This is a genomic window from Variovorax sp. (genome assembly GCF_035634955.1).
Lineage (GTDB): Bacteria > Pseudomonadota > Gammaproteobacteria > Burkholderiales > Burkholderiaceae_C > Variovorax.
The window spans coordinates 26,514-40,202 of sequence record NZ_DASQBZ010000026.1 but is presented as its reverse complement, the minus strand read 5'-3'; the positions used below and the strand labels follow the sequence as shown (position 1 = coordinate 40,202).

Below are 13,689 nucleotides of genomic sequence, written 5' to 3'. Positions count from 1 at the left end.
GTTCTCTTTTGTCTAACCGCTTGCTCGTTGGCGAAGGGCGCGCCGCGCGTCGCCCTTCGCTTGTCCGGAATGCCGTGATGCGAACTACAGGATTGCCACCTGCACCTTGTCCTCGACCAGCAACTCGGCATTGCCACTGGTGTAGACGCTGGGCTGAGCACCATCGCCGCTCAACGCCAGGTTGCTGTTGCCGCTGCCTGCGTCGAGCATCTCGATTCCCTGCACCTGGCCGCCGAGCGCCGACAGGTCGACGCTCGCGGCCCCTTGGAACACCAGCCCGTCCAGGCCTGCTCCGCCGTCGAGCGGGTCGGCGCCACCGGTCGCCGCGAGTCGCTGGACGCCTGCGCTCGGCGCCTGTGCGTCTTGCGAGGGCAGCGTGTGCGGGCCAAGGTCGTAGATCTCGTACTTGCCGTTGTTGACCAGACCGTCATAGTCCCCCTTCCACGAGCCGATGGCGATTTCCGCCAATCCGTCGCCGTCCCAGTCGCCCAGGCCGGAGCCGGTGCCCATCTGAGCGTCAGACTGCTCGCCGTCCCAGCGTCTCGCGAGCCCCTGCGCAACCAACGCGTCCAGATCGACATGCGGATTGTTCGCGAAGGGGTTGCCGGCCTGGCCATAGACCAGGTACACGGCGCCGTTGTTGGTCAAGCCGTTGGTGTCGGCGGACGGCGCGCCAACGAGGAAATCGGCCAAGCCGTCACCGTTGACATCGCCATTTCCCGACACGCCGCTGCCGAGCGAGGCGTCGGTGCCCAGACCCACGGACTCAAGGTAGAAGCCATTGCTGCCGTCCAGGTTGGTCAACTCGATGTCCGACCAGCCCCCGGCCTTGCCATAGATCACGTAGGCACGGCCCGGCGCCTCGCCATCGCTGGCGCCGTCGCCCCAATTCGGCGAGCCGATGATGAAGTCGTCGAAGCCGTCGCCATTGATGTCCCCCAAGGCGGCGAGGTTCTCCGTGGCCGTGAACTCGCCGCCACCGTGCGCCGGCGACGGCCAGTTGATATGCGTGTCGCCCAGGTACTCCTGCGCTTCGGTGCCCGTGAGCCTGATGCCGTAGCTGCCGTAGTCGGTGTCCAGCGTGATACTGGAAGGCAGCCCTTCGCTGCTGCCGAAGATGAGGTAGGCTGCGCCGGCATTGTCCTGCCCGTTCACATCGGTGTACGAGTGCGTGAGGACGAAGTCGTCGTAGCCATCGTTGTTGACATCGCCAACGCTGTTGATCTGGTCACCGACGCCGAGGCCGTTGGCACCATTGCTGCCCAGCACCGACGCATTGCTCAGCTTCTCCCCGGTATCGCGGTTGTAGACACCGCTGCTGTCCGAGCGAAGGTTGCCCCACTCCTGCGAACCAGCCGCGCCTTCGTGGCCATAGAGCACGAACGCGCGGTTGTCGGCAGAGTCGCTCACGACAATGTCGGCATAACCGTCGCCGTTGAAGTCGCCACCGCCGACGCCCGCTCCGAACCAGGCGCCGCCCCAACCCATGCGAAAGCCATCGGCGGTTGGGCCATCGACCATCTCGCGCAGATGGATGGTGTCGGTGCCGGTCTCACGACCGAACACGATGTAGGCCCCGTCCTCGCGATGGCTTGCGATCGACACGTCGTCATAGCCGTCGCCATTGATGTCGCCCAATGAAGTAAGCACCACGCCGGTCTTGCCGATGTCGAGGTTGCCCGGGTCCAGGTTGACCGCCGTGTTGTCCAGCTTGACGCCTTGCGCAGGCGTCATGGCGTCCATGTCGCCGATCTGCGGCAGTCCGTTGGCGCCGCCGTAGACGATGTAGATCTTGGAGTTGTCGCGCCCGTCGTTTGTACCGTCCTGATTGTGCGTACCCGAGACGATGAAGTCGTCGACGCCATCGCCGTTGAAATCGCCAGCCGTGTGCGTTACCCAGCCCAGTCCCTCGTTCTGCGCGCCGCCCTGGCCGATGCTGCTGGGTTGCGAGTGATCGATCACCAGGCGCGCAGCCGGGTCGTTGTCCAGCAAGCCGGCGGCGGATGCGTTGCCCGCGACGTCGAACAGGACCGACTTGATGTTGTAGGAGCCGTCTTGAAGCTGTGGCAGGGCGGCGTTGAACCTGGCACCGCTGGCGCCATCCGCCGTCACGGCGATGTCGCTGGCGAATACGGTCTCGCCCGAGTCGATCAGGCCGTTGTTGTTGGCGTCGTCGAACAGCGTCGCGGTGACCCTGCCCGCGTTCACCTCCGCCATGTCCTCGGCGTTCAGCCCCGTCACGCTGCCGTTGATCATCGGGTGAGCGACGTTGGTCACGTTGTCCGTCGGGCTCGCGCCACTGTCGCTGGCCGAGTCCAGGTCGATCATGGCCTGCCCGCCGATCGGCGTGACGTCGGTGTTCACGTTGATCGTGTAGGCGGCGCTTGGATCGCTCCGGTTGCCGGCTGAATCCAGCTCCAGCGCGACGAAGGTATTGGTTCCCTCGGGCAGTGCCTGGGCGTTCTCCACCTGAAGGCTCCATGTCCCGTCCGCCTGTACCGTCGCGCTGCCCAGCACGCGCTCGCCCTCGGGCGTCTGAGCCGCGACGATGACGACGTCGCCTGCAGTGCCCGTGCCCGAGATCATTGGCGTTGTGTCATCGGTTGTCGCGCCGCTGGCGACGTTGCCGCTGCTGGGACCTTCGTCGTCATGCACACCCGTGATCCCAAGCAGGCCGGCATCCGGTGGCGTGTAGTCGGTGGTGATCGCGAAGGGCGGCGATGTCATGCTGTTGCCGGTCGAGTCGACGGCCGTGGCCACCACGTTGTGCGCGCCTTCGCTCATGTCCTGCGTGGGCTTGATGGTCCACTTGCCGTCGCTGTCGGCGGTCGCGCTGCCCAGCGTCGTCGCGCCGTCCGTCAGCGTGACGACCGCCCCGGGCGAAGCCGTGCCCGAGAACTCCGGCGTCTTGTCGTTCGTCACGCCACCCGCCGCGACGTTGCCCGTGACCGGCGCCTGGTCGTCGGTCACCGCGCCCACGGTCACCGGCTCGGTGCCCGCCGGCACGACGTTGACGACGATCGGATCGCTGGATGTCTGGTTGCCCGCCGCGTCGACCACCACCGGGACGATGCTGTGCGAGCCTTCGTCCAGCGGAGGCGGCGTGTACTCCCAGTGGCCGTTGTCGTCCACGGTGGCCGTGCCGATCGGCACGCCGTTGTCCTCGATGATGACTTCGCTGCCAGGCTCGACGTTGCCGCTGAAGGTCGGCGTTGTGTCGTCCGTCGTCCCGCCCGAAGTTATGGGGCCGGTCTGGTCGCCGGCATCGTCGTGTGCCTGACCGTTGGCGGACGGTGCCGGTGGCGTGTAGTCGGTGGTGATCGCGAAGGGCGGCGATGCCGTGCTGTTGCCGGTCGAGTCAACGACCGTGGCCACCACGTTGTGCGCGCCTTCGCTCATGTCCTGCGTGGGCTTGATGGTCCACTTGCCGTCGCTGTCGGCGGTCGCACTGCCCAGCGTCGTCGCGCCGTCCGTCAGCGTGACGACCGCGCCGGGCGAAGCCGTACCCGAGAACTCCGGCGTCTTGTCGTTCGTCACGCCGCCCGCCGCGACGTTGCCCGTAACCGGCGCCTGGTCGTCGGTCACCGCGCCCACGGTCACCGGCTCGGTGCCCGCCGGCAGGACGTTGACGACGATCGGATCGCCGGGTGTCTCGTTGCCCACGGGGTCGAGCACGACTGGAACAATGTTGTGAGGACCTTGATCGAGCGGCGGCTGTGGCGTGAACTCCCAGTGGCCGTTGTCGTCTACGGTGGCTGTGCCGATCGGCACGCCGTTGTCCTCGATGATGACTTCGCTGCCAGGCTCGACGTCGCCGCTGAAGGTCGGCGTGGTGTCGTCCGTCGTCCCGCCCGAAGTGATCGGGCCGGTCTGGTCACCGGCGTCGTCTGTCGCCCCATCGTTGGCCGACCCCGCCGGCGGCGTGTAGTCGGTCGTGATCTCGAAGGGCCCGGACTCCTGACTCTCGTTGCCCGCAGGGTCGGTGGTCACGGTGGTGATCGTGTGCGCGCCCTCGCCGAGTGGCGCCTCGGGCGTGAAGGCCCAGCTGCCGTCGTCACCTGCGACAACAGTGCCCAGTTCGGCTCCGTTGTCCTTGATGGTCACGGTGCTGCCCGGCTCGGCCGTTCCGCTGAAAGTCGGCGTCGGATCGTCGGTGTGTGCGCCACTGCTCAGATCGCCTTGGACCGATCCCACGTCGTCGCTCGCCTTGCCGACCGTCGGCGCTTCGGGCGCGAGTGTGTCGACACTGAAGCCGAATGCCGAGGATTCCGTGCTGTTGCCTTGCGGATCGACCGCCGTTGCCACGACGCTGTGTGCGCCCTCGGCCAGGTCTTGCGGCGGCAAGAAGCGCCAGGACCCGTCCGCCTCGGCCGTGGTGCTCCCCAGCACCGCCTGGCCGTCCGTCAGTGTCACGACCGAGCCGGCCTTGGCGACTCCGGTGAACTCCGGAGTCGTGTCATCGGTGACGCCGTCCATGCTGATGTCTCCCGTGACCGCGCCCTGGTTGTCGAGCACTTGTCCCATGGCGACGGGTACCTCGGTCGGATCCACGTTGACGTTGATCGGCGCGCTGGGGGTCTGGTTGCCCGCGGGATCGACCACCACCGGCACGATCTCGTGGTCGCCGGGTTCCAGCGGGGCTTCGGGCGTGAATCCCCAGTGGCCGGTGTCGTCCACCGTGGCGGTGCCGATGGCCACGCCGTTGTCCTCGATGACGACCTCGCTGCCCGGCTCGACGTCGCCGCTGAAGGTCGGGGTCGAGTCGTCCGTCGTCCCGCCTGGGGCGATCGGGCCGGTCTGGTCGCCCTGGTCGTCGGTCGCCGTGCCGTTGCTCGAAGCGGCGGGCGCCGTGGTGTCCACGGTGAAGTCCCAGCCACCGGTGGCCGGGCCGGTCCTGCCTTCCGGGTCCGTGGCCACGGCAACCAGGCTGTGCTGGCCGTCGGGCAGCGCTTCCGGCGTGAAGGTCCACTGGCCGTCCGCGCCGGCCACCACGGAACCCAGTTCCTGGCCGGACGATGACCCTTCGTGGATGCGCACCACCGCGCCCGGTTGCGCCGAGCCGGACATCGTCGGCGTGTTGTCGTCGGTCGACTCGCCCTTTTGCAGCGCATGGACCTCACCGACGTTGTCGATGACCGAGTTGATCGCCGGCGCGCTCGGGTAGGCGGTCTCCGGATTGGAGTCGATGGTGATGGCGACGGGATCGCTCGGCGCGCTCTTGTTGCCGGCGGGGTCGACCACTTGGGTGGTGATCGAATGATCGCCGTCGTCGAGCGCCGGCGTATAGCTCCAGTTGCCGTTCGGATCGGCGACCACCTCGCCGATCTTCTGCCCACCATCGAGGACTTCGACGGTACTGCCGGCTTCGGCCTGGCCGGAGAAGCTAGGCGTTGTGTCGCTGGTGGTGGCGCCGTTCCCCAGGGGACCGGCGTCATCCGAGGCGATGGGCTGCGTCGCGGCGGGCGCCTGGGTGTCGACGGTGATGACGATGGGGTCGCTGGCCGCGCTGGTATTGCCGGCCGGGTCGGTCGCCGTGGTGGTGATGGCATGTTCGCCGTCCGCGAGGGTCGGCGTGTAGTGCCAGTTGCCAGCGGCATCTGCCGCAGTGCTTCCGATGACCTCGCCGTTGTCGCGCACGACGACGACCGCGCCCGCCTCGGCCGTGCCGCTCAGCGCGGGCGTGGCGTCGTCGGTTGCCGCGCCGTTGGCGATGGGGCCGACGATGGACGGCGCATCGTCGATCGCAGCGGCGTTCTGCGGTGCATGCGGGACGCCCGTGTCCACATTGAAGTCGAAAGCTGCCGATGGCGCACTCTCGGTGGCGCCGGGCCTGGTTTCCGTCACCGTGACCGAGTGCGCCCCGTCGGCCATGCCGGCCGGGGTGACCCGCCAGTTCCCGCTGTTGTCGACGACCGTTTCGCCGATCAACTGGCCGTTGTCGTAGACCTTGATCGTGCTGCCTGGCCAACCATGACCGCGAATTTCGGGGCTGCTGTCGTCGGTGCTGCTGCCGCTGGCCAGCGGGCCGGTGCGCGTGCCGACGTCGTCGTTGACGCCGTCGATGGCGTCGGGCGCATCCGTTCTGGGCGTGGCGGAGTCGTCGCTCGATGAAATCGAATATGCCGCCAATCCCATCAGGCCGCCGACGACGAGCAAAGGCAGAAAGACGGCGAAAGGCCCGCCGTCGCTGCCGTCGCCGCCAATCCCGATGTCGGCCGGCCGGCCGCTCAGTGCTGCCGCTTCGGTCTGAGCTTCGACGAGTGTGAAGATGCCGCCGTCGCCATCGGTTCGCACAAAGGCGTGGAGTTGCCCCTCGGCATCGACGCCGTACAGGCCCGGGGGCTCGGACGGCTCGAAATACCCCTCGATGACCAGGCCCGGCTGGTCTTCGCCCTCGACCATGATTTCGAGGTCCTGGCCTACGCGCCTGAGCGTGATGTTTTCCGGCGCCTGGCCGTCTTCACCCTCGAGCAGATAGTTGACGCCTTCCTGCGCCCGGACCCGCACCGGGTCCCCCTCTCGGCCGTTGATCTGATGCACGGCGTCCTGGCCATGGCCGCTCTCGACGGCGACGTTCACTTTTGCAGAAGACAATGCCAACCCCCTTAAATGTTAATTAATGAAAACCAGCATTCGGGTCAATTCGGCAATTGACGACGGCGCTGGTTTCACCCTCCCGGAGATGCGACCAATTGTAGTGCCCGAAGAATAAACATACCGGTAATGCTTTGCAGAACGCCTCCGTGTTACGAATAGCAAATCACAGATTGCAATTATTAAAACTTTGGCTTCACCACGAACATTCCGCACCGCCGACCAATTCAATGGGGTGTGTCCGCTATTTCCTACCGGGGATTGATTCCATCCAAATTAACAATTACCGGACATTTTTGGGTGTTGCGCGGTGACGTGCGGGCGCCTTGACGGCGACAAGCGGCCACCGTTGGCGCCCGGTCGGGCCGCAGGCAAATGCGCGATATGGTCAGTGCGAGACGAAGCGATCCGGCCCGCGAGCGCGACAGCGTGGGGGCGGGAAAGGAACGGGGGAGCGGCGGACTAGAGATTGGGCGCGAGATAGCGCTGGAGTTCGTCGACGCTGGTCTGCCGGCGGCGGGCCTGATCGACGAGTTGGTCTTCGCCGATCCTGCCCACGTTGAAGTAGGTCGCCTGCGGGTGGCTGAGGTAGAAGCCGCTCACGCTCGCCGCGGGCGTCATCGCCAGGCTGTCGGTGAGCCCCATGCCGATCTGCTCGCACTGCAGCACATCGAACATCTGCCGCTTGACCGTGTGGTCCGGGCAGGCCGGGTAGCCCGGCGCGGGGCGGATGCCCTGGTATTTTTCGCGCACCAGGTCCTCGTGGCTCAATGCCTCGCCGCTCGCGTAGCCCCACAGGTCGGTACGCACACGGTGGTGCAGAGCCTCGGCGAAGGCTTCGGCCAGGCGGTCGGCCAAGGCCTTGAGCATGATGGCGGAGTAGTCGTCCAGGTCGTCGAGGAAGAACTTTTCCTTTCGGTCGACGCCGATGCCCGCGGTGACGGCGAACATGCCGACATAGTCCGCCAGCCCGGTCTCGCGCGGCGCCACGAAGTCGGCGAGGCAGCGGCTTGGGCGCATCACCCCGTCGATCGCCTGCTTCTCGGACTGCTGGCGCATGCCCCACCACGTCAGCAACCTGCGCTGGCGCGCCTCGTCCGCGTACAGGACGATGTCGTCATCGTCCTCGGTGTTGGCCGGCCAGAAGCCGACGACGCCGTTGGCCGTCAGCCAACGGCCTTCGATCAGGCGCTTGAGCATGCGCTGGCCATCGCCGAAAACACGCACCGCCTCGGTGCCGACGATCTCGTCCTTCAGGATCGCAGGGAACGGCCCGGCCAGGTCCCAGGTCTGGAAGAACGGGCCCCAGTCGATGTACCTGGCCAGGTCCGTCAGGTCGAAATTGCGAAACTCGCGCCGGCCGATGAACTTGGGCTCCGGGGGCGTGTACGCAGCCCAGTCGATCGGTGTCTTGTTGGCCCGGGCCTTGGCAATGGGCCACAGCGGCACCTGCTTCTTGTTGGCGTGCTGGTGCCGGACCTTGTCGTAGTCGGCGTTCAGCTCGTCGATGTACTTCGCGGCCTGCTCGCTCAGCAGGCTTTGCGCCACGCTCACGCTGCGCGATGCGTCGGGCACGTAGACGACGGGGCCTTCGTAGTGCGGCGCGATCTTCACCGCGGTGTGGACGCGGCTGGTGGTGGCTCCGCCGATCAGCAGCGGGATCTTGCGCAGGCGGAAGTGCTCGTCCTTCTGCATCTCGCCGGCCACGTACTGCATCTCTTCCAGGCTGGGCGTGATCAGGCCGGACAGGCCGACGATGTCCGCGCCCTCGACCTTCGCACGCGCGAGGATCTCGTGGCACGGCACCATCACGCCCATGTTCACGACCTCGAAGTTGTTGCACTGCAGGACGACGGTGACGATGTTCTTGCCGATGTCGTGCACGTCGCCCTTGACGGTGGCGATGACGATCTTGCCCTTGGCCGTAACGTCGCGGCCAGCGGCCTCGTCCTGGCGTTTTTCCTCTTCGATATAGGGAATGAGGTGGGCCACGGCCTGCTTCATGACGCGGGCGGACTTGACCACCTGCGGCAGGAACATCTTGCCCTGGCCGAACAGGTCGCCCACGATGTTCATCCCGTCCATGAGCGGCCCCTCGATCACGTGCAGCGGGCGGCCTCCCTTGGCGAGGATGCCGCGGTACGCCTCCTCGGTGTCCTCGACGATGAAGTCGGTGATGCCGTGCACCAGCGCATGCGACAGGCGCTGGCCCACGGACACCGGTGCCTCGGGCGTGCCGCGCCAGTCGTTCTTGCGGCTGTCGTCCTTGGCCGCGCCCTTGGCCGATTCGGCCACCTCGACCAGGCGCTCGCCGGCGTCCGGGCGGCGATTGAGCACCACGTCCTCGACGCGCTCGCGCAGCGTCGGCTCGAGGTCGTCGTACACGCCCACCATGCCGGCGTTGACGATGCCCATGTCCATGCCGGCCTTGATCGCGTGATACAGGAACACCGTATGGATCGCCTCGCGCACCGGGTCGTTGCCGCGGAACGAGAAGCTCACGTTCGAGACGCCTCCCGACACCTTGGCGCCCGGCAGGTTGGCCTTGATCCAGCGCGTGGCCTCGATGAAGTCGACCGCGTAGTTGTTGTGTTCCTCGATGCCGGTGGCTACCGCGAAGATGTTGGGGTCGAAGATGATGTCCTCGGGCGCGAAGCCGACTTCGTCGACCAGCACGCGGTAGGCGCGCTCGCAGATCTCGATCTTGCGCTCGAACGTGTCGGCCTGACCCACTTCGTCGAAGGCCATCACCACCGCGGCGGCGCCATAGCGCCTGACCAGCCGCGCCTCGTGCTTGAACTTCTCGACGCCCTCCTTCATGGAGATCGAATTGACGATGCCCTTGCCCTGGATGCAGCGCAGGCCCGCCTCGATCACCTCCCACTTGGAGCTGTCGATCATGACCGGCACCCGGGCGATGTCGGGCTCGCTGGCGATGAGGTTCAGGAAGCGCACCATCGCCGCCTTGCTGTCGAGCATGGCCTCGTCCATGTTCACGTCGATCACCTGGGCGCCGTTCTCGACCTGCTGGCGCGCCACGGCCAGGGCCTGCTCGAACTGGCCATTGAGGATCAGACGGGCAAATGCCTTCGAGCCGGTGACGTTGGTGCGCTCTCCGATGTTGACGAACAGCGTGCCCTGCCCGATCTGGACCGGCTCAAGGCCGGACAGTTTCATGGGAGAGACGGAATCAGGAATCGGGGCGTCGGACATGGCTCAACCTGTGGTGGGCGCGAACAGGCGAGCGTCGTTGAAATCTCAAGCCTGACGGCCCGTTTTGCGGGCCGCTGCAACGCTCCTTGAGAAGGCGTGCATTTTAGCCGCCAGGCAGGCAGCCCTGGCGGCTGCCCCGGCTTGCAGCGCGGTCTACGCCGTGGCGGCCGCGCCGCCGGCCGCCGATGCCGGCAGGCCGAAGATGCGGTCGAAGGCCCAGTTGAAGCAGAAGGTGTAGACCAGGAAGAACAACATCAATCCGAAGTCCATCACGAGTGCCTGCCACAGCGACACGTCCAGCCACCAGGCGATGACCGGCACCAGGATGGCGGCCAGCCCGCCCTCGAAGCCGATGGCGTGCGCGATGCGCCGTCCGATGCTGCGTCCGCGGGTCGGCTGCCGCGCTTCCCAGGCTTCGAACAAGCCGTTGAACGCCAGGTTCCATGCCACGGCGACGACCGAGCAGATCACCGCGAGCGGCCCGGCGTGCGACACGTCGGCTCCGGACAGCAGCGAGAAGCCCGCGCTCGCCGCGACGATGGCGATCGCCTCGTACAGGCTGACGTAGATCACTTTGCGCTTGATGCCTTGCATGCCGGACTCACGAGAGAAGAAAAGGAATGACTGGACTTTATTTGCCTTTGGCTGATATAAAAAGTCAGTTTCTTTCAGTTTTATTGAAATATGGCCCTGTCCAGCGACAACCTTCAGGTGTTCCTCGCCGTGCTGGACCACGGCTCCTTTTCGGCCGCGGCGCGCTCGCTGCGGCGCGTTCCTTCGGCCGTGAGCATGGCCATTGCCAACCTCGAGGCCGAGCTCGACCTGCAGTTGTTCGACCGTTCGGGACGCGAGCCCCGGCCCACCGACGCCGCCCGGTCGCTGGAGCCGCAGGCAAGGCTGGTGGATGCACAGCTCAAAGCGCTGCAAGTCCAGGCGCTCGGCCTGACGCAGGGCCTCGAGTCGCGGCTGACACTGGCCATCGCACCCGAACTGCTGGCCGCGCCCTGGAGCGCCGCGCTGGCCGCCCTGGCGGCCGAGCACCCCTTGCTCGAAGTGGAGGTACTGGCGGCGCCGCAAGCCGACGCGCTGGCCATGCTCCACACCGGCCGCGCCCAGTTGGCCCTGGTGTTCGAGCGGCCCAGCCTCGATGGGCGGGAAGGCTTCCAGGAGGTCAGCAGCGAAACCCTGGTCTGCGTGATGGCGCCCGATCATCCGGCGCTGGCCCTCGCCGGTGGTCGGTTGCGCGAGGAGCACCTGATCAACACGCGCCAGATCGTGGTCGCCGGCCGCGACCTCGCCAGCCATGACCCGCGCTTCGCGTTCGGCCGGCACAGCTGGCGCACCGACAACGCGCTTGCCGCGCTGGCGCTGATCAGCGCCGGACTGGGCTGGGGCTGGCTGCCGCGCAACCTCGTGCGCCCGCACGTCGCGGCGGGCTCACTCGTGGAAATCGCCTTCGAGAACCTGTCGAATTCGCTGGACCTCTGGGTCGACGTCGTCTGGTCCAAGGAGCGCCCTCTGGGATTGGGCGCGCAACGGCTGGTCAGCCTGATCGCGCGGCAGCGGCGCGGCTAGACCGCCGCGCGCCCGGGCCACGGCACTCAAGGCTTGTCGCGGTTGTCCGAGTTGTTGGGCCCGACGCGCCCCGGGGGTGGCCCGGGCGGCCGCTGCCCACCACCGCCGCCGTGCGGTCGATCGGGCCGCGCCCCCCCACCGCCGCCGCCACCGCCACCGGGCGGATGCGAATCGGGGCGATCGGGACGCTGGCCATTCCAGTTCGGCGGCCGGGAATCGGGCCGGTCCGGTCGCTGGCCGTTCCAGTTGGGAGGGCGTCCGCCATGTCCCGGCTGCCCGTCCCATCCGGGGCGCGGTCCACCGTTCCAACCCGACGGACGTCCTTGTGGCGGGCGCCAGTTCGGTGGTGGCGGATGCGGTTGCCAGCCGGGCCGCGGGGGCGGCGGCGGGCGCCACCCCGGCGACGGCGGCGGCGGACGGCCATGCCACCAGCGCGGCTCGTTGTACCAGGAGCGATCCCTGTAATAGCTGCCCCAATAGGAGCCCAGCGCGAAGGTGACGATCGGCACGCCGATCACCGGCGCGTAACTGGTCAGCGGTACCGGCGCGCCCTGATACGGAAATTGCAGGAAGGATGCCGCCACCCAGCCGCGCTGCCCGTCGGGCAGCACCACGTCGCACCAGTCATAGCCGTTCTGGCAGCCCATCACATCGAGCGGCTGGCCCTGGGACAGCACCGCGACGACCGGGTACTCCACGCCGGGACCGGCGCGCAGGTTGAGCATGTCGGTGGTGTACGCCTGCTGCGCGGCAGCGGCAAGTGGCACGGCCAGCGCCGCCGACAGCGCTGCACCGCGTATCCATCCCTTGATGTTTTTGTGTTCCATCCTTGACATCTCCTGGTTGTCTACGGTGCGCCGGAATGCGTCGGTCGAGGCGAATTCGTCTGCACCTGGGTCGCATTGCAGCACGTCCGCGACGGTCTGCGACGCCTGCGCTACACACCGTCGCGCACTTCATCGAGCAGACATGCGCATTGACGGGCGCGACACGTGGCTTGACATGCCAGACGCACCCTGCGACCGCGGGCCCTATCTTTACCCCCGGGTTCGCCCCTGCAGGGCCGGCCGGCAAGCCGACGCCATGTCGGACGAAGGGCCGGCGCGCACGTTCAGGCGGCCTCGCGATAGAACGGCCCCGACTGGAGCGTGCGCGCAGCCAACGGCGTGACCGCGCCGCCGATGGCCGCGATGTGTTCAGGCGTGGTGCCACAACAGCCGCCGACGATGTTGACCAGGCCTTCCGCCGCGAACTCGTGCAGCAGGCGCGAGGTGACGTCGGGCGTTTCGTCGAACCCCGTTTCGCTCATCGGGTTGGGCAAGCCGGCGTTCGGGTAGCAGCTGATGAAGGTGTCGCCCGCCACTCGCGCCAGCTCCTGGATGTACGGGCGCATGAGCGCCGCGCCGAGCGCGCAGTTCAGCCCGACGGCAAGCGGCTGCGCATGACGCACGCTGTGCCAGAAGGCCGTGACGGTCTGGCCCGAGAGGATGCGGCCCGAGGCGTCCGTGACGGTGCCGCTGATGATGACCGGCAGGCGCTCGCCGCTGGCCTCGAACCATTCGTCGATGGCGAACAACGCCGCCTTGGCGTTGAGCGTGTCGAAGATGGTCTCGACGAGGAACAGGTCGGCACCGCCCTCGGCCAGCGCCTCGACCTGCTCGTAGTAGCTGGCGCGCAGGGCCTCGAAATCGACGTTGCGCGCGCCCGGGTCGTTGACGTCCGGACTGATGCTGGCCGTCTTGGGCGTCGGGCCCAGAGCGCCGGCAACGAAGCGCGGCTTGTCGGGCGTGCTGAACTTGTCGCAGGCCTGGCGTGCCAGGCGCGCCGATTCAACGTTCATCTCGCGCGCGAGGTCGGCCATCTTGTAGTCTTCCTGCGCGATCCGGGTCGCGCCGAAGGTGTTGGTCTCGATGATGTCGGCGCCGGCCGCGAGGTAGCCTTCATGGATGTCCCGGATCACGTCCGGGCGTGTCAGCGACAGCAACTCGTTGTTGCCCTTGACGTCGCGCGCGAAGTCCTTGAAACGTTCGCCGCGGTACTGTGCCTCGCCAAGCTTGAAGCGCTGGATCATGGTGCCCATGGCGCCGTCGAGGATGGCGATGCGCTGCGCGAGGATGCCGGGCAGTTGCTGGCCGCGGGTGTAGGCAATGGGCTTCATGATGTCCCCGATTGTAGAAAGCGCGCCGGCAACGCGCGCGGCCGGGCCTCCTTCGCCGCATCCGGGCTGAGACAATGGGGGCGGTGCGCGGCGTGCGTGCCGCATTTTGCATTGCGCCCCTTGTCCCTCTTGTCCCGATTCACAGCTCC

The 13,689-nt window shown here is 67.2% G+C and carries 6 protein-coding genes and 1 riboswitch; of the genes, 1 reads left to right on the top strand and 5 read right to left on the bottom strand.

Going from position 1 to position 13,689, the window contains the following annotated elements; translation table 11 throughout:
• Positions 1–84 precede the first annotated feature (84 nt).
• From VES41_RS17435 to VES41_RS17425, 3 genes are all read right to left on the bottom strand, one after another.
• Positions 85–6,594, bottom strand: coding sequence for an Ig-like domain-containing protein (locus VES41_RS17435; protein ID WP_324819638.1), 6,510 nt, complete (start codon positions 6,592–6,594; stop codon positions 85–87).
• Between the two features lie 462 nt (positions 6,595–7,056).
• On the bottom strand, positions 7,057–9,771 hold the full coding sequence (gene metH, locus VES41_RS17430) for a methionine synthase (protein WP_324819636.1): 2,715 nt from the start codon (positions 9,769–9,771) through the stop codon (positions 7,057–7,059).
• A gap of 58 nt (positions 9,772–9,829) precedes the next feature.
• Positions 9,830–9,901, bottom strand: a riboswitch (S-adenosyl-L-homocysteine riboswitch).
• 59 nt (positions 9,902–9,960) lie between these two features.
• The gene (locus VES41_RS17425; RefSeq protein WP_324819633.1) at positions 9,961–10,401 is read right to left on the bottom strand and encodes a PACE efflux transporter; all 441 of its coding nucleotides are present in this window, start codon (positions 10,399–10,401) and stop codon (positions 9,961–9,963) included.
• 90 nt (positions 10,402–10,491) lie between these two features.
• On the opposite strand from VES41_RS17425, the gene VES41_RS17420 reads away from it, so the two are divergent.
• Positions 10,492–11,382, top strand: a complete 891-nt coding sequence (locus tag VES41_RS17420) for a LysR family transcriptional regulator (protein ID WP_324819631.1) — start codon at positions 10,492–10,494, stop codon at positions 11,380–11,382.
• Positions 11,383–11,408: 26 nt separating this feature from the next.
• Here VES41_RS17420 and VES41_RS17415 read toward each other — a convergent pair whose 3' ends face one another.
• The gene (locus VES41_RS17415) at positions 11,409–12,209 is read right to left on the bottom strand and encodes an SH3 domain-containing protein (protein ID WP_324819629.1); all 801 of its coding nucleotides are present in this window, start codon (positions 12,207–12,209) and stop codon (positions 11,409–11,411) included.
• A 284-nt stretch (positions 12,210–12,493) separates the two neighbouring features.
• The gene (locus VES41_RS17410) at positions 12,494–13,540 is read right to left on the bottom strand and encodes a homocysteine S-methyltransferase family protein (RefSeq protein WP_324819627.1); all 1,047 of its coding nucleotides are present in this window, start codon (positions 13,538–13,540) and stop codon (positions 12,494–12,496) included.
• Positions 13,541–13,689 lie beyond the last annotated feature (149 nt).

Bases quoted from the DNA above. Each gene is read 5' to 3' on its own strand.
- metH (WP_324819636.1), bottom strand. From the start codon at position 9,771: ATGAAACTGTCCGGCCTTGAGCCGGTCCAGATCGGGCAGGGCACGCTG.
- VES41_RS17425 (WP_324819633.1), bottom strand. From the start codon at position 10,401: ATGCAAGGCATCAAGCGCAAAGTGATCTACGTCAGCCTGTACGAGGCG.
- VES41_RS17420 (WP_324819631.1), top strand. From the start codon at position 10,492: ATGGCCCTGTCCAGCGACAACCTTCAGGTGTTCCTCGCCGTGCTGGAC.
- VES41_RS17415 (WP_324819629.1), bottom strand. From the start codon at position 12,209: ATGGAACACAAAAACATCAAGGGATGGATACGCGGTGCAGCGCTGTCG.
- VES41_RS17410 (WP_324819627.1), bottom strand. From the start codon at position 13,540: ATGAAGCCCATTGCCTACACCCGCGGCCAGCAACTGCCCGGCATCCTC.